25 protein-coding genes are annotated in these 25848 nt (G+C 33.6%); 12 read left to right on the top strand and 13 right to left on the bottom strand.

Translation table 11 applies throughout. The annotated features are described in order from the left end of the window. Positions 1-6 precede the first annotated feature (6 nt). The 7 genes from feoB to C8C88_RS05365 all read right to left on the bottom strand — a co-directional run bounded on the left by feoB (position 7) and on the right by C8C88_RS05365 (position 7809). Positions 7-2109 carry a ferrous iron transport protein B gene (feoB, locus tag C8C88_RS05395; RefSeq protein ID WP_121337127.1) on the bottom strand — a complete coding sequence of 701 codons (2103 nt, stop codon included), beginning with the start codon at positions 2107-2109 and terminating at the stop codon, positions 7-9. Continuing rightward, positions 2109-2345 carry a FeoA family protein gene (locus C8C88_RS05390; protein ID WP_121337126.1) on the bottom strand — a complete coding sequence of 79 codons (237 nt, stop codon included), beginning with the start codon at positions 2343-2345 and terminating at the stop codon, positions 2109-2111. The genes feoB and C8C88_RS05390 overlap by 1 nt, the downstream gene beginning before the upstream one ends. A gap of 156 nt (positions 2346-2501) precedes the next feature. Further along, entirely contained in the window at positions 2502-3167 is a 666-nt protein-coding gene (locus tag C8C88_RS05385; RefSeq protein WP_121337125.1) for an SCO family protein, read from the bottom strand. Between the two features lie 118 nt (positions 3168-3285). Beyond that, positions 3286-4227: a DMT family transporter gene (locus C8C88_RS05380; RefSeq protein ID WP_121338580.1), complete on the bottom strand. Its 942-nt coding sequence runs from the start codon at positions 4225-4227 to the stop codon at positions 3286-3288. A 1-nt stretch (position 4228) separates the two neighbouring features. Next, complete coding sequence (locus C8C88_RS05375) at positions 4229-5032, bottom strand: NAD(P)H-binding protein (RefSeq protein WP_121337124.1); 804 nt, start codon at positions 5030-5032, stop codon at positions 4229-4231. Between the two features lie 11 nt (positions 5033-5043). Continuing rightward, complete coding sequence (locus tag C8C88_RS05370; protein ID WP_121337123.1) at positions 5044-7437, bottom strand: M28 family peptidase; 2394 nt, start codon at positions 7435-7437, stop codon at positions 5044-5046. A 24-nt stretch (positions 7438-7461) separates the two neighbouring features. After that, a complete protein-coding gene (locus C8C88_RS05365; protein ID WP_121338579.1) occupies positions 7462-7809 on the bottom strand; it encodes a hypothetical protein in 348 nt (115 codons plus the stop codon). 209 nt (positions 7810-8018) lie between these two features. Here C8C88_RS05365 and C8C88_RS05360 point away from each other — a divergent pair, with 209 nt between their 5' ends. Further along, entirely contained in the window at positions 8019-8351 is a 333-nt protein-coding gene (locus C8C88_RS05360) for a single-stranded DNA-binding protein (RefSeq protein WP_121337122.1), read from the top strand. Between the two features lie 53 nt (positions 8352-8404). Here C8C88_RS05360 and C8C88_RS05355 read toward each other — a convergent pair whose 3' ends face one another. From C8C88_RS05355 to C8C88_RS05340, 4 genes are all read right to left on the bottom strand, one after another. Beyond that, positions 8405-9034, bottom strand: coding sequence for a chloramphenicol acetyltransferase (locus C8C88_RS05355; protein WP_121337121.1), 630 nt, complete (start codon positions 9032-9034; stop codon positions 8405-8407). After that, complete coding sequence (locus tag C8C88_RS05350; protein ID WP_121337120.1) at positions 9034-9720, bottom strand: HAD family hydrolase; 687 nt, start codon at positions 9718-9720, stop codon at positions 9034-9036. The genes C8C88_RS05355 and C8C88_RS05350 overlap by 1 nt, the downstream gene beginning before the upstream one ends. A gap of 466 nt (positions 9721-10186) precedes the next feature. Continuing rightward, positions 10187-12247 (bottom strand): methionine--tRNA ligase, encoded by a 2061-nt coding sequence (gene metG / locus C8C88_RS05345; protein WP_121337119.1) that lies wholly within the window; start codon positions 12245-12247, stop codon positions 10187-10189. Positions 12248-12458: 211 nt separating this feature from the next. Continuing rightward, a complete protein-coding gene (locus tag C8C88_RS05340) occupies positions 12459-12962 on the bottom strand; it encodes an outer membrane beta-barrel protein (protein ID WP_121337118.1) in 504 nt (167 codons plus the stop codon). Positions 12963-13233: 271 nt separating this feature from the next. On the opposite strand from C8C88_RS05340, the gene C8C88_RS12925 reads away from it, so the two are divergent. From C8C88_RS12925 to C8C88_RS05300, 9 genes are all read left to right on the top strand, one after another. Next, positions 13234-13404 (top strand): hypothetical protein, encoded by a 171-nt coding sequence (locus C8C88_RS12925; RefSeq protein WP_199711394.1) that lies wholly within the window; start codon positions 13234-13236, stop codon positions 13402-13404. Between the two features lie 66 nt (positions 13405-13470). Beyond that, positions 13471-14010, top strand: coding sequence for a DUF4375 domain-containing protein (locus tag C8C88_RS05335; RefSeq protein WP_121337117.1), 540 nt, complete (start codon positions 13471-13473; stop codon positions 14008-14010). 225 nt (positions 14011-14235) lie between these two features. After that, on the top strand, positions 14236-15507 hold the full coding sequence (serS, locus tag C8C88_RS05330; RefSeq protein WP_121337116.1) for a serine--tRNA ligase: 1272 nt from the start codon (positions 14236-14238) through the stop codon (positions 15505-15507). 121 nt (positions 15508-15628) lie between these two features. Beyond that, a complete protein-coding gene (locus C8C88_RS05325) occupies positions 15629-17407 on the top strand; it encodes a tetratricopeptide repeat protein (protein ID WP_121337115.1) in 1779 nt (592 codons plus the stop codon). 53 nt (positions 17408-17460) lie between these two features. Continuing rightward, positions 17461-17772: a DUF4286 family protein gene (locus tag C8C88_RS05320; RefSeq protein ID WP_121337114.1), complete on the top strand. Its 312-nt coding sequence runs from the start codon at positions 17461-17463 to the stop codon at positions 17770-17772. 81 nt (positions 17773-17853) lie between these two features. Then, a complete protein-coding gene (gene rsmA / locus C8C88_RS05315) occupies positions 17854-18633 on the top strand; it encodes a 16S rRNA (adenine(1518)-N(6)/adenine(1519)-N(6))-dimethyltransferase RsmA (protein WP_121337113.1) in 780 nt (259 codons plus the stop codon). Beyond that, positions 18623-19972 carry a magnesium transporter gene (gene mgtE / locus C8C88_RS05310; RefSeq protein ID WP_121337112.1) on the top strand — a complete coding sequence of 450 codons (1350 nt, stop codon included), beginning with the start codon at positions 18623-18625 and terminating at the stop codon, positions 19970-19972. Before rsmA ends, mgtE begins: the two co-directional genes overlap by 11 nt. Before the next feature lie 10 nt (positions 19973-19982). Further along, positions 19983-20759: a pyrroline-5-carboxylate reductase gene (proC, locus tag C8C88_RS05305; protein WP_121337111.1), complete on the top strand. Its 777-nt coding sequence runs from the start codon at positions 19983-19985 to the stop codon at positions 20757-20759. A gap of 194 nt (positions 20760-20953) precedes the next feature. Beyond that, entirely contained in the window at positions 20954-21337 is a 384-nt protein-coding gene (locus tag C8C88_RS05300) for a Dabb family protein (RefSeq protein ID WP_121337110.1), read from the top strand. A 60-nt stretch (positions 21338-21397) separates the two neighbouring features. On the opposite strand, the gene nhaA is transcribed toward C8C88_RS05300, so the two are convergent. After that, on the bottom strand, positions 21398-22537 hold the full coding sequence (gene nhaA / locus C8C88_RS05295; protein ID WP_121337109.1) for a Na+/H+ antiporter NhaA: 1140 nt from the start codon (positions 22535-22537) through the stop codon (positions 21398-21400). Between the two features lie 126 nt (positions 22538-22663). On the opposite strand from nhaA, the gene C8C88_RS05290 reads away from it, so the two are divergent. Both C8C88_RS05290 and C8C88_RS05285 read left to right on the top strand, forming a co-directional pair. Further along, the gene (locus C8C88_RS05290; protein ID WP_121338578.1) at positions 22664-23608 is read left to right on the top strand and encodes a 2-hydroxyacid dehydrogenase; all 945 of its coding nucleotides are present in this window, start codon (positions 22664-22666) and stop codon (positions 23606-23608) included. A gap of 92 nt (positions 23609-23700) precedes the next feature. After that, positions 23701-23982, top strand: a complete 282-nt coding sequence (locus tag C8C88_RS05285) for a TM2 domain-containing protein (protein WP_121337108.1) — start codon at positions 23701-23703, stop codon at positions 23980-23982. Between the two features lie 36 nt (positions 23983-24018). Here the strand turns inward: C8C88_RS05285 and C8C88_RS05280 are convergent, their stop codons facing one another. After that, complete coding sequence (locus C8C88_RS05280) at positions 24019-25821, bottom strand: lysophospholipid acyltransferase family protein (protein ID WP_121338577.1); 1803 nt, start codon at positions 25819-25821, stop codon at positions 24019-24021. Positions 25822-25848: the final 27 nt, after the last annotated feature.

The raw sequence follows: 25848 nt of genomic DNA, 5'->3' as shown, positions 1-25848 counted from the left end.
AATGTTCTATTTTAGAATTTGATATGCTATTAAAGCCACAGCATATGCTAAACCACTCATAAAAATGAGTTGCCCTAATGGCCATTTCCAAGTATTGGTTTCTTTTCTTGTTATGGCAAGTGTACTGGCGCATTGCATGGCAAATGCATAAAACAAAAGCAAGGATATTCCTGAGGCAAAATTGAATATTTTTTGGCCCGTTTCTGGATTTATTTCTGCCTGCATTTTATTCTTAATTGTATTTTCATTGTCACTATCTCCTACGCTGTAAATGGTTGCAAGTGTTCCTACAAAAACTTCTCTGGCAGCAAAGGAACTGATAATGGCAATACCAATTTTCCAATCGTAACCCAAAGGCGAAATGACAGGTTCAATAGTTTTACCCATTAAACCAATGTATGAATTCTCTAATTTTTGAGAGGCAATTTCGTTTTGTAATTGCGAAGCAGGAATAGGATTTGTGGCGTGTTTTTCAACAATAATTTGTTCTGCATTTTTGAATTTTTCACCAGGGCCATAGGATGCCAAGAACCACAAAACGATTGAAATCGCTAAGATTATTTTTCCTGCGCCAAAAATAAATGCTTTGGTTTTCTCAATTACATTAATAGCTACGTTTTTGAACATAGGCAATTTGTAATTTGGCATTTCAACAATAAAATAGGTTTTGCCTTTTATTTTTAAAATTTTATTCAAAATATAAGCGGAGAATATCGCCATTCCAAAACCTAATAAATACAACAACATTAAGGTCAATCCTTGCATATTGATGATTCCAAAAATGCGATTATCTGGAATAACTAATGCAATAATTATTGCGTAAACGGGTAGCCTTGCAGAACAAGTTGTAAATGGAGTTACTAATATTGTAATGAGTCTTTCTTTCCAGTTTTCAATGTTTCGTGTGGCCATAATAGCTGGAATGGCACAAGCAGTTCCTGAAATTAGGGGTACAATACTTTTGCCGGATAAACCAAATTTCCTCATAATCTTGTCCATCAAAAAAACGACACGACTCATATAACCACTTTCTTCCAGCACTGAAATAAACAGAAACAGAAAGGCAATTTGTGGAATAAAAATTAAAATTCCTCCTATTCCTGGAATAATTCCCTGCGAAATTAAATTTGTCAAAACACCTGCAGGTAGTTTTTCACCAGCTAAAGCGCTCAAAGAAGCAAAAGTGGTATCGATAAAATCCATTGGAATTTTGGACCATTCAAATATGGATTGAAAAATACCAAATAATATGATAAAGAAAATGACATATCCCCACACTTTATGTGTCAATACGCGATCTAGTTTAGAACGAAAATCTCTAGCAACTGAGGTGTCAATTTTTAAACCTTCTTTCAAAACATCATTGATAAATTGGTATCTTTTGATGGTTTCTTTTTGTTGTAAACGCTTTAAATCAGAATGAGGTCTTGTAAAAGAATTTCGAATTTCGTTACGGTCTAAGTTTAGAAAATTAACATCCTGAGTGATCACCAACCATAATTTATACAAGAGCTGGTTCGGAAATGTTTTACGAAGATTATTGAAATATTCTGGATCAATACTTGAAGCATTCAAGCAAGGCTCGCTAGGTATTGTTTTATAACTAACAATTAATTTTTTCAGTTCTTCGATTCCAAAACCTTTTCGAGAACTTATTAGGGCAATTTTTGTTTTTAGATGTTCTTCAAGATAAGGAATGTTTAGCGTAATCCCTTTGTACTTCATTCTATCAGCCATGTTAATGACTAATATAGTTGGAATTTCTAAATCTTTTATTTGTGTAAAAAGCAGTAAATTTCGTTTCAAATTTTCTACATCGGTTACAACAAGAGCAACGTCAGGATATAATTTGTCGTTTTTATTCAATAACAATTCAATGACAACATTTTCATCAATTGAACTGGCATTTAGACTATACGTTCCGGGTAAATCCAGAATGTTAGCTTTGTAATTGTTAGGTAATTTGCAAAACCCAATCTTTTTTTCAACAGTAATTCCAGGATAATTTCCCACTTGTTGGTTTAAACCAGTCAGTTGGTTGAATACAGATGTCTTCCCTACATTTGGATTCCCTATTAAAGCTACATTGATATTGTGATTGCTAAGCATTAGTTGTTTTTGATTATTTCAACTTCGATTTCTTTTGCAGTTTCAACACGAATAGCTACATGTGAGCCATTAATATTCAAATATAAAGGATCTCCAAAAGGGGCTATTTGAAGTAATTCTACCATATTACCTGGCAAGCAACCCATTTCCAATAATTTTAAAGGAACTGTGTCAATGTCAAAGTCTTTTATAATGGCTTTCTCGCCTTTTTTGAGCGTATTTAGGGTTGTTTGCAAACCTTATTTAGATTGAATTAAGATTGCAAAAATACATATTTTAAAGCTAAAACGAATGATAATTATCATTTTTTCTAACTTTTAATAGTAAATTAACTAGAGTAATTCTTTAGGAGATACTGTTTTATTAATTAAATCAAATTACTATAAATCAGTTTATTCAGTACATAGATAATCGATGTCGGAAATCAATTTTTGAATATCTTCTTTTTTGGTGCCATCATAAAAACCGCGAACACGTTTTTTTTGGTCTACCAAAACAAAATTTTCGGTGTGAACCATATCATATAATTGTTCAGGTCTTCCTAATTTAACGGCTAAATAGGACTTTCTAGCCATAGTATAAATCTCTTTTTTATCACCTGTAACTAGATTCCATTTACTGTCAATAACCCCATTTTTTATCGCATAGGCTTTTAACACAGGAACACTATCCGTTTCTGGAAAAACGGTGTGCGAAAGCAACATTACTTTTGGATTATTGATAATGGCTTTTTGGACTTCAACTAAATTAGTTGTCATTTTTGGGCAAATAGAACCGCAGGTAGTGAAGAAAAAATCCGCGACATAAACTTTGCCTTCATAGTCTTTTTGGGTAATTGTTTTTCCGTTTTGATTGACAAATGAAAAATCAGCGATTGTATGGTATTTGCTTATATACTGTACGGTGCTGTCTACTAATTCAGGATTTACATCAGAAGGATTGAATATAGGAAGCGTTTTTTTTGGTTTTAAAGCAGAGTAGAATAAAGATATTGTAATGATTGAAAATACCAATAGCACGCCAAAGAATTTTCGGTATTTATAAAAAAATGCTTTCATCTGTCTGTTATTCGAGTTGTGTTTATGGCTGCAAAAATACAAAATGACAGTTTCAAAAAAGGATGTCTTTCTGATTTATTCTAATTTTAACTTTAGTGAAGCCAAAGCAAAAAGGCTTTTACAGATTGGGATTAATTTTATTTCGGTTTTTTCTCATGGAAAAATTAACCAAATACAAACCAAATAAGGTTACTCCGCCTCCAATGGCTAAGGCAATTGTGAGTGGTTCTCCAAAAATAAAAGAGCCTAAAATCACGGCAATAATTGGATTGATATAGGCATAAATACTGTTTATTGCAGCAGGTAGATGTTGCAACGCATAGATAAATGCTATGAAAGTCAGGACAGAACCAAAAAACACTAAATAAGCAATGGAAAGCCATGAAATCATCGGAATTGAACTTAAACTCACAGAGGTTCCAGTGGCGCCAGTAAAAGCAAATAGTAAAATACTAGATAGAAACATTTGTAATCCTAAACTAAAATAAGGATTGAAACTGGCGGCCTTTTTTTTAGTATATAACGAACCAAATGCCCATGTCAAAGTAGATATTATTGAAATAAAAATTCCAAATCTAAAATCAGGCAGCAAAAAATCACTTAAGTGATCGTAAAAAATTACGCATACTCCACCAAAACTAACAATTAATCCAAAAATCGCTAATCGGGCCAATCGCTCTCCCGAAAAAAGACTAATAATTACTACCCACAAAGGAACAAGAGCGCCAATAATTGCGCCTAAACCACTACTGATATATTTTACGCCCCAAGTACTTAAGCCGTTACTTAAAACAAAATTCAAAACACTTAGAATAAGGATGGATTTCCATTGCTTCCCTTTTGGCCAAGGTGTTTTTTTGAACATAAAAAAACAAAGATAAATTCCACCTCCAATGAATTGTCTAATTGCGGCTAATTGCAAAGCAGGCATATGTTTCACCCCTTCTTTTGAAGCAATCCAAGTGGTACCCCAAAAAAAACTTACCCAGCACAACGCTAAAATTGGAAGTCCAATAGTGTTGACTTTAGATAGAAAGGCGTTTTTAATTTTAGTTCTCAATCTACAAATTTGTTTTTGCAAAAGTATACTTTAATACGGATTCTATTTTGTAACTCAAAACTGTTTTTCCTTTGGAAGCGTTTTTGGTATTAAATTTTGGCGGTACTAAATTTAAATCGGTTGCTTTTTGGGTATAATATTGCTCTCGGGAAGGGTGAAAAGGAGTTACTGCATTGAAAGTTTCATTCCAAGAATCTGTTTCTAAAATTTTCAAAATAATACCAATGCAATCTTCCTGATGAATCAAGTTAATTGGTGCTTCAGGGTTTTCAATATTTTCTCTACCGGATAAAAATTTCACAGGATTTCGGTCTTCGCCAATTAAGCCACCAAAACGTAAAATAGTGGTTTTAAAATGACTGTTTTTTTGCAAAAGTGCTTCCGCTTTTACTAATTGTCTCCCGCCTTCGGTATCAGGATTAGTAGTTGTTTCTTCGGTTATGATGGTGTTGTTTTCACCATAAACAGAAGTGGAGCTAATAAAAAGCACATTTTTAAGTGTTGAATTTTCTAGGTGTGGGATTAAATTTTGAATTTTTCCAACAAAGTCTTCCGTGGAATTTCCTCTTAATTTCGGTGGAATATCAATAATTAAAGTAGTGCTTCCTTTAAGAAAACGGTCCATTTCACCTACTACATTTTGGCTGTCAAGCCGAATCAAAAATGGATTGATTCCTTTGTTTTTCAACGTCAAAATTTTCTCTTCAGATGTTGTAGAACCGTTAATTAAAAATCCTTTTTCTAATAAGGCTTTCGCCAAAGGCAAACCTAACCAACCGCAACCAAGAATACTAATTTGTGTCATTTATATTTTTGTTATTGCAATTTCAAACTATCCCTTACCACCGAAGCACTATCTTTCACAACAGCACTTACAATGCCATTATTTAAAGTTTTTGCGGGCACTACCGGACTTGGTTTTATACGCTGTTTAATTACCACTGCGTCATTCAAAACGAAAGGTGTTGGCATCATCCAATTTTCTCTTTTTTTCATTTTAAACAAAGGATTTGTAATTAAATCAAAAGAGCTTTCCAGTAATTCCATATCAAAAACAGATTTGGAATTCATGCTAAATTGCATCTCCAAAGGCTCGTTCCCAACTACATAATAACTCAATATTTTCTTGCCATTTCGGTTGTATTTAGAACCTTTTTGCCCCAAGGCTTTTGTACCATTGGCTATGAAATTTTGAAGAATCATATTTTCATTGGCAAAAATATCATATCGATTTACTTTTCGATTAGGAGATATTCGGATTTTTAAATGCCGTTGATTTCCCACAATTTGATCTTGAAGAAATTCAATTGTTGGTTTTTGAACGGCTGTTTTAGGAGCTTCGGCAGCATAAGTGAAAACAGAATTGTATTTGCTAAACAAAGGTGTTTCTTTCATGAAATTTTCTTTTTTAGGGTTTTCACCCAAATAAGATTTGGTCCATGAATCCAGATTGGTGTCGTAAGTTACCCAATTAGCGGCATTAGTATCAGCGTTATAAATGTATAATAAACTGTTTGATTTTGCTTTCCCAAATTCATAACCAGAGGTGTAATGTGCTTTCGCAAAAAAAGCAATCGAAGCTATAAAAAACACAAAGAACCAAGCTCCTTTTTTGGCGTAAGCACCAAAAAGAGGCAATAATAAGCCAAAAGTTAATACCGTAAGAATAGCACTTCCAAATAAAACTTTAAGTCCTAAACCTATTGGAAACATTTGAATAAATGGCGCAATAATAAGCAAGGCTGGAATACTAAAAAAGAGATTTAGCATCCATTTTGATTTTTGTGTTAGGATAAATACCCCAAAAGAAAATAGTCCAAAATACACTGGAATAATCAAAAATCCTGCTCCTTTTAAAACATTTGCAAGAACCCCATTGATGATAATCCAAATCAATAATGGCGCAATATAATGATTCATAGTTATTTTCTTAGCCGAAAATCGGTTGTAAAAAAGGAAACAAATGGCAATGCTTAACAATACAAAAGCGGCAATATAGGCGTGACCATTGTACGTAAATCCATTTAATAAATCATTGTATTGTGGATAGATTTGTAGTAGTGCTTTCCATCCAAAAAAAGTGACTAACCCAGATGTAATTACAGCACCTAATAATGGAATAAATCCTTTTCCCACTTCTTGAATTGAAATTAATCGTTTTCCAATTCCGAAGAAAATAAAAACAATCAAGAGTATAAAAGCAATTATAGTCATAGGCATAACCCAACTAAAAGGATAGTGAATAAAACTATATGGAATTGTAAAATAGACGTCATCATCTGAAGTTTGAGTGCTATTCAAATCCGTATTCGAAAAATAATTTAGTAGCGGCATCAAATATGTTCCTTGATGCGCTAAGGTATTTTTGTTTAAATGGTGGATGTCATCTTGAGCCGTATGATAATTATAATGATCGTCGATGAAAGCAAAGTTGAACCCTTGAATATTTCCTTGTTCTCTAAAAACGGTTAAATCAGTATCGTTTGGTAACATTTTATAAATGCTATACATCAGGGAATTTGAAGCAGGGCAGGGTGTTTTTGCAGCAGAAAATTCTTTTACTAAACCTGCATTTCCTTTGTTAGTTTCCATTAACATATAACTTGGTCCGGAAGTGCCTCTGGCTTCAAAGTTTAAAACTAAGCCTATTTCTTTTGCCCATAGGTGTTGCGTTACAAAAAGAGCGGCTCCATTTAAACCTAATTCTTCTGCATCAGAAAATAAGATTATCACATCGTTTTTGTGTGGCGTTTTATTGTATAAAAAAGTACGAACGCCTTCCAGAATTGTTGCTACGCCTGAGCCTGCATCACTTGCGCCATGCGAATAGGAATGTGGTGCGCTGTCATAATGTGAAAGTAACAATAGCGCTTTGGAGTTGTTAGTTCCTTTTATTCGGGCTAAAATATTTTTAGATTTCACTAGATTTCCCCAGTCACTTAAAGTATATCCTTCTTGAAGGGAAGTTTCCAAGCCTAATTTTTGAAGTTCTTTCACAAGATAATTGGCAACTTCTTCGTGGTTTTTGGAACCCACAAAATGAGGTTTTTTCGAAATAGCGTCCACTTGTGCTAAAGCTCTGTTTGTAGAAAATTCTGAAAGTGAATCACTCTCAGAAGAGGTCCACAATGGCATAATTGTCGAAAATAGCAAGCCCAGGAATCCTAGGATAAATGCTACTGATAGAAGGGATGAGTAATCTTTTTTCATGGTATTTTTGGGGTGTGGTATTTATTAAATATCTTTTTTAACAAGCATAAAGATGTCATTCTCCAAGGGTAGGTAACCTTGGTCATATAAAAAATAATAAGTATTTCCAGATTTGGTATTCAAAATATTGGTAAAAAATTCAAAGTCAAAACCCTTGCTTAATAATTTGGCACGAGTAGTTTTGGATTTTCCTTCAACATTCAGTTCTGATAAAATGCGGTAATTTTTGCGTAATTTATTATTTATGTTACGCATGAAGTTTGTACTGTCTTTATTTATTTTATTATTGTAAGCATTACGACAGCCGTCGCTACAAAACTTTTTGTCCTCTCGACCAACAATTTTTTCTCCACATTCTAAACAGGATTTCAGCATGGTTTAAAGGATTTTTATTAAATAAAAAACTTAAAGTCAATCAAATATAAATAAAATTTTCCATTTACAAACGCTTACAAATAGTTACAACCGAAAGTAAACAGTTAGTAACCGAATAATAATTGCAAGTCATCGCATCTTTGCCTTGTTGATTTAAAACAATGATTCAACACGATATATACACTAACATTTAAAATTTACACGCCATGAATGCAATGAGAAACAAAGTACAATTAATAGGACATGTTGGGAACGATCCAGAAATCAAAAATCTCGATGGAGGAAAAAAAGTTGCTAATTTGACAATCGCTACAAACGATACGTATAAAAATGAAAAAGGAGAAAAGGTAGAACAAACCGAATGGCACAAAGTCGTAGCTTGGGGTAAAACTGCTGAAATCATCGAAAAATATGTGACCAAAGGCAAAGAAATTGCAATTGAAGGCAAACTAACACATAGAAGCTACGAAGATAAAAATGGGGAAAAACGATACATTACAGAAGTCGTTGCCAATGATATTCTTTTATTAGGGAAGTAGAACTAATTTTGATTATTTTTTAAAAAAAGCACTCTGTTTAGGAGTGCTTTTTTTTATTTGTTCATTTGCTCTTGAAAATAATCTACCATTTGCCCTACATGAAAACCATCCATTAATCCATGATGTACATGTATAGACATAGGCATAGTTTTTTTCCCATTTTCCGAAATTCTCATTTTTCCAAAAGAAATTTTTGGACAACTATCCGGAAAAGTATAGCTTCTAGCGTGAGAAAGAGAAGTAAAATTTACCCAAGGAATGGCCGAAAAATGAATGACATTATCCTCTTCAAAGGCTCTAGTAAAAAGTCCTGTAGTGTTTTGAATGCGTTCAATTTCGGTAGTAGCAATTTGCTCAAAAATGCTATAGTCTGGGTGGTATTCTATCAATGAAAAGCCAAAAGTATTGTCTGCTCTACCGATTGTTGCAGAACCATCTATTCTGTCGTTAATAACAATTTGATCTTCTAAAATTCTATATCTAAAAGGTTCAATTGCATTTACTGCAACTAAAGTTTTATGTAAATAATAAATAAAAAAAGAAGTTTTTAGCTCTTTGGACGTTGCATAAGCTTTGGTACAATCAATTTCAACGGTTACACCAAAAAAAGGCTCTTCCATTTGTTTGAAAAACTTAAAGTGTTCTTTTCGGTTCCAATTTTCTATGTCTAAAAAAGTTTTCATTATTTCAGTTTTTCTAAAACTTCCGTGATTTTTTCATAACTGCTGAAATTATCATGTTCCACCGTATGTTCAATTTTTTCATGTGCCCAAGTGGTGTGAAACGGGATATGAACTGCGTGTCCGCCAATGGCTAAAACTGGTAAAACATCTGATTTAAGTGAATTTCCAATCATGAAAAATTCTGATGGATGGATTTCTAAACGTTTAATTAAATCAGAATAATCTACTTCTTGCTTGTCTGACATGACTTCAATATGATGAAAATAATGTCCTAAACCTGAATTGTGTAGTTTTCTTCGTTGGTCAAGTAAATCCCCTTTTGTGGCAACCACTAATTTGTATTTACCTTTTAATGCTTCCAGTGTTTCTTCTACACCATCTAATAAAACAATAGGTTTCTCGAGTAATTCTTTCCCGTATTGAATGATTTTTTCAATGATTTCTATCGGAATAGTATTATTTGAAATTCGCATTGCAGCTTCAATCATCGAGAGAATGTAGCCTTTTATACCGTATCCATATAATCCTAGATTGTCGATTTCGATTTTAAAAAGCTCTTTCGAAATTCCTTGATGGGATAAATAGTCTTCCATCAAACCACAGAATTTTTTCTCGGTTTCATCAAAGTAGGTTTCGTTAACCCAAAGGGTGTCATCTGCATCGAAAGCAATTACTTTTATATTCATTTTATTTATTTTTACCAAAAATTCGCAAATTGTTCTTTTTTATGTTGAATTAAAATTCGTGAATTTGCGGTTGAATTTAATTTATCGTTTCGTCATTCACCACACCATCCGCATCGAAAGCAATTACTTTTATATTTATTTTTACCACAAATTCGCAAATTATTCTTTTTTATGTTGAATTAAAATTCGCGGATTTGCGGTTGAATTTAATTTATCGATTCGTCATTCGCCACACCATCCGGATCGAAAGCAATTACTTTTATATTCATTTTTACCAAAAATTCGCAAATTGTTCTTTTTTATGTTGAATTAAAATTCGTGAATTTGCGGTTGAATTTAATTTATCGTTTCACCATTCGCCACACCATCCGCATCGAAAGCAATTACTTTTATATTTATTTTTACCACAAATTCGCAAATTATTCTTTTTTATGTTTAATTAAAATTCGCGGATTTGCGGTTGAATTTAATTTATCGTTTCGCCATTCGCCACAGCATCCGCATCAGGATTTACAAAAACCAGTTTTCCTTCGGCATTTGTTGCCATCAAAATCATTCCTTGACTTTCCACTCCACGAAGGTTTCTTGAAGCCAAATTCACTAAAACAGTCACACGTTTTCCTACAATATCTTCTGGCGAAAAACTTTCAGCAATTCCCGAAACTATAGTTCGAACATCAATACCTGTATCGACTTTTAAAATCAAAAGCTTGTTGGCTTTTGGCATTTTTTCGGCTTCTAGAATCGTTCCAACGCGAATGTCCATTTTAGCAAAATCATCAAACTGAATCAATTCTTTTTGTGGTTCTGCCACTTTGTTTTCTGCGATATTAGCTGTTTTTGTAGCTTCTAATTTATCTATTTGTTTTTGAATTTCTTCATCTTCAATTTTGGCGAAAAGCAATTCGGCTTCACCAATTTGGTGTCCCGCAGGAATCAAATCCGAATTTTCAGCAACCGTTTTCCAATCTATTTTATCTCCAATTTTTAAAATTCTTGATAATTTTGTAGCAGTAAATGGTAAGAAAGGTTCGCAAAGTGAACTCAAAGCTGCGGCAATTTGCAAAGCCACATACATTTGGGTTTGTACACGAGCAGGATCTGTTTTGATCATTTTCCAAGGCTCTTCGTCAGCCAAATATTTATTTCCCAATCGTGCAACATTCATCAATTCGCCTAAAGCTTCACGGAATCGGTAACGTTCTATCGAACTCGAAATCACGGCTGGATAGGCTTTTAATTCTGTTAAAGTTGCTTCATCTACATCAGAAAGTGCGTTTGGACTTGGAACAATTCCTTCGTAATATTTGTTGGTTAAAACCACCACACGATTGATGAAATTTCCAAAAATCGCTACTAATTCATTGTTATTTCTAGCTTGAAAATCTTTCCAGGTAAAATCATTGTCCTTAGTTTCAGGCGCATTCGACGTCAAAGAATAACGCAAAACATCTTGCTGATTCGGAAATTCTTCTAAATATTCGTGCAACCAAACTGCCCAGTTTTTTGACGTAGAAAGTTTGTTTCCTTCCAAATTCAAAAACTCATTTGCAGGAACATTATCCGGCAAAATATAACTTCCTTCCGCTTTTAACATTGCAGGGAAAATGATACAATGAAAAACAATATTGTCTTTCCCGATGAAGTGAACCAGTTTTGTATCTTTATCTTTCCAGTACGGCTCCCAGTCTTTTCCTTCTCTCGCAGCCCATTCTTTGGTAGAAGAAATATAGCCAATTGGTGCGTCAAACCACACGTATAATTTTTTTCCTTCGGCACCTTCAACTGGAACATCAATTCCCCAATCCAAGTCACGAGTTACCGCACGAGGCTCTAATCCGCCGTCAATCCAAGATTTCACTTGTCCGTAAACATTGGGTTTCCAGTCATTTTTATGTCCAACAAGAATCCATTCTTTCAAGAAATCTTCATAACGATCCAAAGGCAAAAACCAGTGTTTCGTAGATTTCAAAATAGGCGTTTCTCCTGTAATTGTCGATTTTGGATTAATCAAATCGGTAGCGTTTAAGGTAGAACCACATTTTTCGCATTGGTCACCGTAAGCTTCTTCGTTGCCACATTTCGGGCAAGTCCCAACAACAAAGCGGTCTGCCAAAAACTGATCCGCTTTTGCATCATACAATTGTTCGGTCACTTCTTCAATAAAATCACCTTTATCGTATAAAGTTCTGAAAAATTCCGAAGCCGTATCATGGTGAATTTTAGCAGAAGTTCTGGAATAATTATCAAACGAAATTCCAAAATCCGAGAATGATTTACGAATAATTCCATCGTATTTATCGATTACTTGTTGCGGTGTAATGCCTTCTTTTTTGGCTTTCATCGAAATCGCAACACCATGTTCATCGCTTCCGCAAACAAACAAAACGTCTCTTCCTTGCAAACGTAAATAACGAGAATAAATATCAGAAGGCACGTAAACACCCGCCAAATGCCCAATGTGAATCGGTCCGTTTGTATAAGGCAATGCCGCTGTAATCGTATATCTTTTTGGATTCTGTATCATATAATTAGATTTATGTCCTGAAAAAATTTATCCTAAAATGAGATTAAAAAAATTCAGAATAATTTGCAAAAATAGATGATTGCCTTTAGATACTATACTTTTTTTTAATTTTGATTTAAAATATTATTTAAAAATACCTAAAAACAAAAAGGGTTATCTGATTTTCAGACAACCCTTTTTTTAAATTCTTTATTAGAAATAAATAAATAGACTATAATTTATAGGTTACTCCTATTTTAGCACCAGATGTTGCACTACCGCCACCAACTTCTAAATTTACTCCAAATTTATCACTAAAAAAGTATCTACCGCCAATTTGTGCTCCAAGTCCAATATTTGAATTGTCACTAGTTTTATACAACTCATTGTCATATTTCCACACGTAATAATTAATTCCAAGACCTGCATATAAGTCCCATTTACTAGGAATATCTAAAAGGGCATTAAAATGGTAGTTACCATTAGCTCCAATTCCAATTGCTGTTGATTTATATTTTGTTGATGCATAAGTTGCACTTTTTGATTGATATGATAATTCACCACCAACGGTAAAATTATTTCCAACACCATAATCAAGACCAACATAAATAGGAGTTCCCCATCCTGAAGATCCAAGGCCAGCATTTAATTGTAACGCACCATTTTCTAAAGGGGCTTGCGCAAATGCACCAATTGACATAAAGCAAACTGTTGCTAAAAGAATGATTTTTTTCATTTTATTTAAATTTTAAAATTTATTTGTAAGACAAAACTAACAAATTTAATTAAAGAATAGTATTGAATAATTATTTTAACAGTATTTTTCTTTTATTTTAATAATTCGAAACTATTAAAGCTTTGGATCTCTTATTTAAAACTACTGGTATCTTTGGGAAATGATTTTTCCTTAAATGTTGTTATATTAATTTTAAACATTTCTTTAAATATGTGTTCGTAAGCAACCTGTTATTTATATTTGCAAACAGAACTAAAGAAGCTTTAATATTATGGCAAAAGGACCCGAAAAAAACACTAAAAATAAGGCTTTGCATACCAAATTGCTAAATCGGAAAAAAGCAAAACTTCAAGAGGAGAAAAAAGAAAAAGCCTTACGATTGAAAGCTCTAGTTACAAAAATGAATCAGAAAGAGAACAGTAACGAATCGGATAGCATTTAAATTAAATTGTATTTCATTTCTGTTTTTATTTAACGGAAATTTGCCAAAAATATAAACACAAACCATATGGAATTCGGTAGAATAATAGTTTCGGAAACGGCCTTCAACAGTGAAAATCTTCAAGACGTGATTCACTCGAATATTTCGGTAATTAACCTAATGCGTGAGGAAGGTGTGAATGACGATTTGATTCACGAAGATGCCTTAATGAGTTATTATTTAGATTATTACTTTTCTCAATGTGCCGAGGGTAATTTTGCTCAATTTGTATATAAATCAGGCTGGAATACCGAATTAAATGAATTGATTGAAGAAGGTTTGGCACTCATTGGAGCTGAAAAGCATTTAGAATTATTTCAACAGCAAAGTAAAAAAGTAAAATTAATGAGCAGCGTAAAACTCAATAAATTCCTAAAAGGCAAGTTAGAAGGTGTAAATCCGATTAGAGATTTGCTTAACAATGACACTTTTTTCGAAATAGAAGAAAATCTAATTACTTTGAACGCTAATTTTCTTAAATCCCATCCTGATTTCGAAGTGCTTTCTGTTGATGAAATGTTTGCCACTTTAGAAGAATTCGTTGGTCACGAGATTAAAAGAGCCTAAACTAAGTCAAAAGTCTTAAAGGCGTTTTCTATTGCATTCCATTGTCTTTTCAACATAATATTATATTTAAATAAAGGGATACTAAATAAGGTTATTTCTTAGAGCTTGACTTTGTGACATTGTGACTTTGGACTATTGACTAATTTTTTGTCCCATTTCTATCAAACATTTCCTTAAATTTGCTTCCGTTATTGAAAACAAACAAAGAGTTTTAAAAATCAGGATATGTTACAAATCGCATTTATTAGAGAAAATCAAGAAAAAGTAATCAAAGCTTTGGCAAAAAGAAATATGGATGCCAAAACTATTGTTGAAGAAGTGGTACAACTCGACGAAAAACGTCGCGCTACTCAAGTAGAGCTTGATGGTGTTTTAGCCGAATCTAATAAATTATCCAAAGATATTGGTGACTTGATGAAAAGTGGTGAAAAATCAAAAGCTACTATTTTAAAAGAAAAAACAATTCTACTAAAAGAAAAAAGCAAAGACTTAGCAGAGAAAGCAGAAATTTTTGCAAATGAGCTAACACAAAAACTATATACTATTCCGAATCTTCCAGCGGATATTGTTCCTGTTGGAAAAACTCCTGAGGAAAACTTAAATGTTTTTCAAGAAGGTGATATTCCGGTTCTGCACGAAGGAGCATTACCACATTGGGAACTAGTAAAAAAATACGATATCATTGATTTTGAATTAGGAGTAAAAATTACAGGGGCAGGATTTCCAGTTTATAAAGGGAAAGGTGCTAAATTACAACGTGCCTTGATTAATTATTTCTTAGATAAAAATACAGCAGCGGGTTACAAAGAAATGCAAGTGCCTCATTTAGTAAATGAAGCTTCAGGTTTTGGAACAGGGCAATTGCCAGATAAAGAAGGACAAATGTACCATGACGCTACAGATAATTTATATTTAATCCCTACGGCTGAAGTTCCAGTAACTAATTTATTTAGAGATGTAATTCTGAACGAAAATGAATTGCCAGTTTTATGTACGGCTTACACACCTTGTTTCCGTCGTGAAGCTGGTTCTTATGGCGCTCACGTTCGTGGATTAAACCGTTTGCATCAATTTGACAAAGTCGAAATTGTACGCGTAGAGCATCCTGATAAGTCTTATGAAGCTTTAGACGGAATGGTAGAACATGTAAAAGGCATTCTTCAAGAATTGAAATTACCTTATAGAATTTTGCGTCTTTGTGGAGGGGATATGGGTTTCACATCAGCATTGACCTATGATTTTGAAGTGTTTTCTACGGCACAAGAACGTTGGTTAGAAATCAGTTCTGTTTCTAATTTTGAGACTTTCCAAGCGAATCGTTTGAAATTACGTTTCAAAGATAAAGACGGAAAAAATCAATTGGCACACACTTTAAACGGAAGTTCATTGGCTTTGCCAAGAGTTTTAGCTGGAATTTTAGAAAATTACCAAACGCCAGAAGGAATTGTAGTTCCTGAGGTATTGCGTCCGTTTTGCGGATTTGATATTATAAACTAAATTTGGTCAATTTTCACTTACCACAAATTCGCAAATTATTTTATAATTCAATAAAAATAAAATTTGCGAATTTGCGGTTAAATGACTTTTGATTAAGTGTTATTTAGTAAAAAAATTAACAATGAAAAAACTCTTTCTACATATCTCCCTGTTTTTTTCATTGGTTTGTTTTTCGCAAAACGAGCAATTAGCGCAGTATTATTATGACAAAGGCGATTTCGAAAAAGCCCTAATCAGTTACGAAGAATTGCTTCAAGATATACCTCAAAACTCCCAATATTTTTTAAGAACTATTGATTGTTACCAACAATTGCAACGCTATGATGTTGCAGAAAAAGCCATTCAAGCCCGATTTGATAAATACAAACAAGGGAATCTTTTGGTCGAATTGGGATATAATTTTCAGTTGCAAAAAAAGGAGGATAAAGCCAAGATATATTACGAAAAAGCTTTTGACAGAATCCAAAAAAATCCAAATGAAGTTTATAGTATTTCCAATTCATTTGAGCGTAAAGTACTTCTGGACTATGCCTTGAAATCCTATCAAAAAGCAGTTGAATTACAGCCTAATTTTAATTTTAATTATCAAATAGGATTGCTTTATGGTCAGTTAGGGAATGTTGAAATGATGATTTCTACTTTTTTAGATGAAGCGTTTGCTAATCCTCAAAATTCGATACAAATTCAAAATCAACTCGCGCGGTTTATGGCTGACGAAGGAGATGCTAGTTTTGATAACAGCTTACGCAAAGCATTAATTATTAGAACTCAGAAGAACCAAGACCTGTTTTGGAACCATTATTTGAGTTGGTTTTATGTGCAACATAAAGAGTTTGAAAAAGCGTTTATTCAGGAAAAAGCAATTTACAAACGCAATCCCGAATCGTTATCGAATATTGTGAATTTAGGACAACTTGCTATTGAAGAAGAAAACGGTGAGGCTGCTAAGGAAATTTTAGGTTTTGTTTTGGAAAACACAAAAGATTTAGAGTTGCTAATTCAAGCAAATGCCTATTTGATAAAGATGAAAATCAAAGTTGCGCAGCCGAAAGATTTTGTAACGATTAACGCAGAACTAAACCATTTGTTACAAGAATATGAAATAAATCCTTTTACCTTACCTTTGCAACTGATTCAGGCACATTTTTTAACTTTTAATTTAAAAAATCCAGAAGAAGGAAAAGCGGTGGTGAAGAAAGCACTTGCGTTATCATTGAATACGTATGAAGTGGCTCAAGCCAAAATGGAATTGGCAGATATTTTGCTTTATGAAGAAAAATTCAATCAAGCATTGTTGTATTATTCACAAATAGAATTGGATTTGAAGAATGATGTTGTGGCGCATGAAGCAAGTTTGAAGGCAGCAAAAACGAGCTATTTCAAAACAGATTTCGCTTGGGCTTTGAAACAATTTAAGGAATTGAAATCAGCGAATACGCAACTAATTGCGAATGATGCTTTAGAATATTTTCTTTTGATAAATGACAATACGGTTGCTGATTCAACGCAAACAGCCTTGGCGGCATTTGCTAAAGGAGATTATCTTTTGTATCAAAATAGGAATCAGGAAGCGGTATTGCAATTTCAGACTATTTTGAAAACGTTTAAAGGACAGGAAATAGAAGCGGTAACCTTGTTGAGGTTAGGTAAAACATATGAAAAATTAGGTGATTATACCTTGGCTTTAAGCCAATATCAAACTATAATTGATCAGCATAATGATGGAATCTACATTGATGAAGCTTTATATTATGCTGCCGAAATTTACAATAAACAATTGCAAATGCCTGAAAAAGCAAAGACATTGTACGAAAAAATAATTTTTAGCCACCAAGACAGTATTTACTTTGTTGAAGCAAGGAGAAAATTTAGAGAATTACGAGGAGATACAAATTTGTAAATTAGGTTTAATAGGTTAACCAATTAAACAAATCAACGATTAAACAGTGAAAAATGATACTATATAACGTTACTACAAACATACACGAAAGTGTTCACGATCAATGGATGATTTGGATGCAACACAAACACATTCCAGAGGTTTTGGCAACAGGAAAATTCTCTTCTGCCAGAATGGTTAGAGTATTAGTTGAAGAAGAAATGGGAGGAGTAACCTATTCTGTTCAATACACTACGGACAGTAAAGAAACTTTGGAGAAATATTATCAAGAAGATGCACCGGCTTTGCGTGAAGAAGGAACAAAACTTTTTGGGGACAGAATGTTGACTTTTATAACAGAGTTAGAATTGATTTCAGAACATTAGAAAACATTTTGCGTCTTTGTGCCTTCGTGGCAAAATAAACTTAAAAATAAGCGAGATTGCTTCGTGCCTCGCAATGACAATATGGAAAAAGTAAAAGCCAAAAAACACCTCGGACAACATTTCCTGAAAGACGAAAGTATCGCTCAAGCCATTGCGGATACCTTGAATCTAGAAGGCTATGAGGATGTTTTAGAAATAGGTCCAGGAATGGGTGTTTTGACAAAATATTTATTAGAAAAACCGATCAATACCTACGTGATAGAAATTGACACGGAATCTGTGGAATATTTAGATAGTAATTATCCAAAATTGAAGGATAAAATTATCTCAAAAGATTTCCTGAAATACAATATAAATGAGATTTTTGAAGGCAAGCAATTCGCGATAATAGGGAATTTTCCATATAATATTTCAACTCAAATTGTTTTTAGAACATTAGAATTTCGGAATCAAATTCCAGAATTTGCAGGAATGTTTCAAAAAGAAGTTGCAGAACGCATCTGTGAGAAAAAAGGAAGCAAAACCTATGGAATTCTTTCGGTTTTAGCCCAGGCTTTTTATGATGCGGAATATTTGTTTACGGTTGACGAACATGTTTTTAACCCACCACCAAAAGTAAAATCAGGAGTATTGCGTTTGCGCAGAAAAGAAGATTTTAGTTTGCCTTGTGGTGAAAAATTATTTTTCACAGTGGTAAAAACTGCTTTTCAGCAACGTAGAAAAACCTTGCGTAACAGTTTAAAAACCTTAAATTTGTCTGATAATTTGAGAGAAGACAAAGTTTTTGATCTTCGCCCAGAACAACTTAGTGTAGAACAGTTTATAGAACTTACCCAAAAAATAGAAGCCGATGGAGTTTAAAATCAGCAAAGAACTAATCCGCGAATTAGAGCAACTCATTCAAAGTAAAAACGACCATCAATTGGAAGTTTTATTGAATGACATGCACCATGCTGATATTGCTGAGGTTCTAGACGAACTTGATTTTGAAGAGGCGACCTACATTTTTAAAGTATTAGACAGTGATAAAACAGCAGAAATTCTTCTAGAATTAGAAGATGATTTGCGGGAAAATATATTAAAAAGACTTTCTCCAAAAGAAATTGCGGAGGAATTAGATGAGCTTGAAACAAATGATGCCGCAGATATTATTGCGGAACTTTCTCAAGAAATCAAAGCCGAAGTAATCTCTGAGTTACAAGATGTTGAGCACGCAAAAGACATTGTTGATTTATTGCGTTACGCTGAAGATACTGCTGGAGGAATTATGCATAAAGAGTTAGTTAAAGTTAATGAGAACTGGAACGTACTTACTTGTGTAAAAGAAATGCGCATTCAAGCAGTAAATATTTCTAGAGTACATTCTATTTATGTGGTTGATGATGAAGACAGATTGAAAGGACGTTTGTCTCTCAAAGATTTATTGACTACATCTTCAAGAACACCTATAAATGACGTTTACATTCGGAAATTAAATTCAGTTAATGTAGATACTGAAGATATTGAGGTAGCGAGAATCATGCAGAAATACGATTTAGAAGCCATTCCAGTGGTTGATGAATTAGGACGTTTGGTAGGCCGAATCACTATTGATGATATCGTGGATGTAATCAAAGAAGAAGCGGATAAAGATTACCAGATGGCTGCGGGTATCACCCAAGACGTAGAAGCGGATGATAGTGTTTACGAACATACCAAAGCGAGATTACCATGGCTAATTATGGGAATGTTAATTGAGCTAGTTGCGTCTTATGTTTTGAAAGGGAATGAAGCTACATCACAACAATTTTATACCTTGATTATTTTTATGCCTTTGCTTTCAGCGACTGCAGGAAATATTGGCGTTCAAGCTTCGGCAATTATTGTTCAAGGATTAGCAAATGGTACTTTGAAAGGTTTTAGCAAAGAATATTTTAGCAAAGAAATTACAGTCGCCATGATTTCAGGAACCATAATTTCCTTGTTAGTATTGGCGTACCATACCATCATGTATGGGCAATTTCAAGTAGGATTAGCTATTTCTATTTCTATTATAGTGGTTATTTTATTTGCAGCAACATTAGGAACGTTAGTGCCTTTATTTTTGCACAAGAAAAAGATAGATCCTGCCATTGCAACGGGACCATTTATAACAACAACAAATGATGTTTTTGGCATCATCTTGTATTTTACAATTGCAAAATTGATTTTAGGAGTTTAAAAAAAACAGCATGAAAGTACATATTATTGGAGGAGGAAACTTAGGTGTTTCTATAGCATTAGGAATATCAAAATTTTCACAAGACAATCAAGTAACCGTAACCAGACGAAACACAGCTAGTATTTTATATCTTGAAAAATTATGCATTACTGTTTCTACAGATAATAAACATCAAATTCAAGAAGCAGATGTTATAATATTGACTATCAAACCGTATCAAGTAGATACTGTTTTAGCCGAAATACTTCCTGTAATTTCTAATAAAGTAATTGCTTCGGCAGTGAGTGGATTGTCTATTGAAAATTTACAAAACAAGATTGGAGCTTCTAATAGTGCAGTTCGAATCATGCCAAATATTGCAGCACAATTTGGTGCATCAGCAACCTGTATCGCTTTTCATGAAAAAGACAAAGACAAAGCACAAGATACTGTAGCTCTTTTTCAGACTTTAGGAACAGCGCCTATTATTGACGAAAAATTAATGGACGCAGCTACAGTTTTGGCGGCTAGCGGAACCGCTTTTGCACTTCGTTACATTCGTGCTTCCATGCAAGCAGGAATTGAAATAGGATTTGACTGGCAAACAGCTTTAGCCATTTCAGCCCAAACCGTAAAAGGAGCAGCCGAAATGTTATTAGAAGAAAAAGGACATCCAGAACAATTAATTGACCGCGTAACTACACCGCAAGGTTGTACTATTGCAGGATTGAACGAAATGGAATTACACGGATTCAGTTCGTCATTAATCAAAGGAATCAAAACTTCTTTAAAACAAATCAAAGGATAAACACCATTTGGGCGTGACCAAAACACCAAAAAGGGTCTTCTCAACATTACGCTGAGAAGACCCTTTTTGGTATTGTAGTCGTCCCGAACTGTCGGGATATATGCGCTACTTCGGTAGCTAACTACTATCCCTCACGCAAAAAAAAGTGCTGTAAATCCAATTTAAATAAATAGTATATTTGGAAAAAACATAAAATGAAAAAACTACTATTTGTACTTCTATTTTTAATGGCAACTTTCAATACGATAAATGCCCAACAAGACAAACCAAAACAAGTGCTTAGGCATGTAGTTATGTTTGGATGGAAAGAAGGCACTAATCCAGCAGATATTAGCAAGATTGTAACTGCTTTTGGAAATTTGCCCGCTAAAATACCATTGATAAAATCCTTTGAATGGGGAACGAATAATAGTCCTGAAAATTTGAATAATGGTTTAACACATTGTTTTTTCTTGACATTTTATAGCGAAGCTGATAGAGATGCGTATTTGATTCATCCAGACCACAAAGCGTTTGGGGCTCTTTTGAATCCAAAGCCAGATAAAATAACAGTACTTGATTATTGGACCAGTTTATAAAACAAGGCCTTTAAAACCAAATAAATATTTTAGCCTAAATAAGGTAATGTTTATTTGGTTTTATTTTTTTGGATAAAACTTCAACCAAAGGAAACCAATAGTTCCTGCGATAAAAGAAGCAATCAGAATGGCAATTTTAGAGTAAGTAATTACATCTTCTCCATCATTTTTAAATGCGAGCAGTGTAATAAAAAAAGACATAGTAAAGCCAATTCCACCTAACATTCCTGCTCCCAAAATATCTTTCCATTTTAAATCTTTTGGTAAAGCACAAATTCCTAAACCAACACTTAGGAACGAAAAAAGCCAAATTCCCAATGGTTTTCCAACTACAAGACCTGCTAATATGCCAATTGTATTCGTATTATTGAGTCCTTCACTCCAATTTGAATCTATTGCAATGCAAGTATTTGAAATTGCAAATAAGGGCAAAATAAAAAATGCCACTGGTTTGTGTAGAAAATGCTGTAGTCTATACGAAGATGTTTTTTTACCTCCGTCACCAAAAGGAATCACAAACGCTAACAAAACTCCAGTTATGGTGGCATGTACGCCAGAATTAAGCATGAAATACCACATCCCAATTCCGCCAATTAAATAAGGTGCTAGATGGTGTACTTTTCTTCTGTTTAGCAGAAACAAAACTCCCATAATTGCAAAAGCAATAAATAAATTTAAAAATGAAATCGTATCTGTATAGAAAACAGCAATCACAATTAGCGCTCCTAAATCATCAATTACAGCCAGTGCAGTCAAAAATATTTTGAGCGAAGCTGGCACCCGATTTCCTAAAAGCGATAAAATACCAATAGCAAATGCAATATCAGTAGCCATCGGAATTCCTGCGCCGTTTTGCGTAATGGTTCCAAAATTCAGTGCTAAAAAAATTCCAGCCGGAATCAACATTCCTCCTAAAGCTCCAAAAATAGGTAACGCAGCATTTTTGATATTGGATAATTCACCATCATAAATTTCGCGCTCTAATTCCAAACCAATTAAAAGGAAAAAAATTGTCATCAATCCGTCATTAATCCAATGTGTTATGGAATGATGGCCCAATTGAATGTTCCAAAAACTAATGTATTCCGTTTGTATAGATGAATTAGCAAGACTAAGAGAAAAGATAGTAGCAAGAAGCAAAATAACTCCACCTGCTTTTTCGCTTTCAAAAAAGGCTTTAAACGTTCTTGTTAATTTCATTTTGGAATTGATTTGTTGTAAACAATAAAGGTGACGCTAATTTAGGCATTTCTTGCTAATTTTTTTCTTAAAACAATAAACCGTATTTTTTTTGTTAATTTGATGTATCAAAAAACAAGCTATTTTATGGGCATAAAAATCCTTCATATCGATAGCAATCATCCCGTACTTTGGGATCAATTGCAACAAGCTGGTTTCAGTAATTTTCAGGATTTCAAATCTTCCAAAGAAGAAATTGAAGCTAAAATTCAGGACTATCACGGAATTGTTATTCGAAGCCGTTTCAAAATTGATAAAACCTTTTTGGACAAGGCTATTAATTTGCAATTTATAGCTCGAGTAGGTGCTGGTTTAGAAAGCATTGATTGTGATTATGCTTCATCAAAAAACATTACGCTTATTGCTGCGCCTGAAGGAAACCGAAATGCAGTTGCTGAACATACATTAGGAATGATTTTGTCGCTTTTTAATAAATTAAATCAAGCCGATAGCGAAATTAGATCAGGGCATTGGAACCGAGAAAGCAATCGAGGGCATGAACTTGATGGAAAAACTGTTGGAATTATTGGTTATGGTAACATGGGAAAATCATTTGCTAAAAAACTCCGAGGATTTGATGTTGAAGTAGTGTGTTATGACATTCAGGAAAATGAGGGTGATGCAAATGCTAAGCAAGTTTCGTTACAGGAATTACAACAAAAGGCAGATGTCTTGAGCTTGCATATTCCATGGACTCCAGAAACGGATAAAATGGTAAATGCAGCTTTCATCAATAATTTTGCCAAACCGTTTTGGATTATTAATACTTCACGCGGTAAGAACATTGTTACAGCAGATTTAGTTGCTGCAATGCAATCAGGTAAAATTCTTGGAGCAGGATTAGATGTTTTAGAATATGAAAAATTGTCTTTTGAAACTTTATTTCAGGATAAAAACACACCAGAAGCCTTTCAATATTTGTTGCAAGCTAAGAACGTAATTCTCACGCCACACATTGCAGGATGGACATTTGAAAGTCACGAACGATTGGCTCAGGTCATTGTAGATAAAATTAAGGCATTGTATTTATAAAGTAAAACACTAAAAATCAAATTAGATTTTAAAATGTAATCTATTTTTTAGTATTTTTAAGTGTTGAATTACAATCACATAATAATTAATCTATGGAAAATTCAAAACACGAAGAATGGAACAATCCTCGCCCTGTTTATGAGGATAATAAAAAAATTTCTGCAGGACTTCTTGCTATACTTTTAGGACCATTTGGAATTCATAAATTCCTTTTAGGATATACCACCGAAGGAATAATATGGTTGGTAATTAGTATCTGCACTTGTGGAACAGTTACAGGTTTATTAGGCGTTATAGAAGGAATTATATATTTAATAAAATCAGACGAAGAGTTTTATCAAACCTATCAAGTTGGAAAGAAAGCTTGGTTTTAAAGCATAAAAAATCCCGATTCAATCGGGATTTTTTTATTAATCTTCTTTTTCAGTTAGTTTTCGTTCCAGTTCAGCCTGAAATTCTTCCATAACGGGTTTCATCGTACTTTCTGGAATATCTGCAATTCTGATATACATCAATCCGTCAATAGCGTTGTTGAATAAAGGGTCAACATTAAAGGCGACTACTCTTGCATTTTGTTTGATGTACTTTTTAATTAAAACGGGTAAGCGTAAACTTCCTGGTTCCAGCTCATCAATTATTTTGTCAAATTTATTTAAATCTGATTCGGCTTCGTCAAAAATGAAATCTTTATCCGCATCTTTCAGTTTTACTTTATACGCTTTCTTCGGATGAATGTATTGTGCAATATAGGGATCGTAATAATTTGATTTCATAAATTCAATCATTAGCGATTTCGAAAAATCTGAAAATTGATTGCTGATACTTACGCCGCCAAGCAGGAATTTATGTTCTGGATAACGTAATGTGGTATGAATAATTCCTTTCCAAAGTAGAAAAAGAGGCATTGGTTTTTGCTGGTATTCTTTAATGATAAATGCGCGTCCCATTTCAATAGATTTGTGCATCATATCGTGTAATTCAGGCTCAAATCGAAACAAATCGTTTAGATAAAAACCATCCATTCCATATTTTGGATAAATTTCTGAACCCAATCCCATTCGGTATGCACCGGCAATTTTCTTGGCATCATCATCCCATAAAAACATGTGGTGGTAATATTGGTCAAATTTATCTAAATCAATAGGTTCATTTGTTCCTTCGCCAACTTCTCTAAAAGTAATTTCTCTAAGTCTACCTAGTTCGTGAAGAATATTTGGTATTTGAGCTGCTTCAGCAAAGAAAACCTCATAGTTTTTACTCTGTAACAGACGACAATCTGTACTTCTTAAAGCATCAACTTCGGCAATTATTTTTTCTCCATTTGCGGGAGTAACAATTTTTTTAGGGCTTTTCGGAATCTTTAAATTCGGAGGAGTCAATAATTTGCTTTCCTTTTCAAAAGGATTTGCAAGCATATAAGTTTTCCTTCTCAAAAACTCTGAGTATTCTTCGAGCGTAGCATGTTCGTTTTGTTCCGTTACCGAAATAGCTTTACCAATACGCACTTTAATTACGCGGTGTTTTTGGCTGAACACTTCTGAAGGAAGTTTTGCGGTACGTAATGTGCCACCAATTTTCGAAAGCAAATAAAACAATCGGCTATTTTTGGCATGAAAATAAATGGGAACAACAGGAACTTGCGCTTTACGAATTACCTTAATAGCACCTTCTTCCCAAGGTTTGTCTACCATTAATTTACCATCTTTATAGGTAGAAACTTCTCCGGCAGGAAACATTCCTAATGGTTTTCCATCACTCAAATGGCGAAGTGTTTCTTTAATTCCCACTACGCTTGATTTAGCATCCTTATGATTTTCAAAAGGATTCACAGGCATAATGTATTTTTTTAGAGGCTCAATTCGATGCAAAAGAAAATTAGCAATAATCTTGAAATTAGGTTCTCTTTCAAGCATTAATTTCAATAATAAAACACCGTCAATTCCTCCCAACGGATGATTAGATATGGTGATATAAGCGCCTTCTTTTGGCAAACGTTTTAAATCCTCTTCTGGGATTTCGAATTTTATTTGTAAATCATCTAATATCCCATTCAAGAAATCAACATCTTGTAGATGTTTGTTTCTATCATAAACTTTATTTAAGGTAGAAATTTTTAGCACCTTCATAAGCAACCAGCCAGAAAAAGTACCTAATACTCCGTACTTATCTGCGTTTATTGCTTTTGCAACTTCTTTAGCGGTTACTAAACCCATGTGTTTTTTTGTTTTTTTTGAGCAAGA

This window comes from Flavobacterium sp. 123, assembly GCF_003634825.1.
GTDB lineage: Bacteria > Bacteroidota > Bacteroidia > Flavobacteriales > Flavobacteriaceae > Flavobacterium.
Note: the sequence above shows the minus strand (reverse complement) of the source record. Positions and strands in the feature narration are given on the sequence as shown.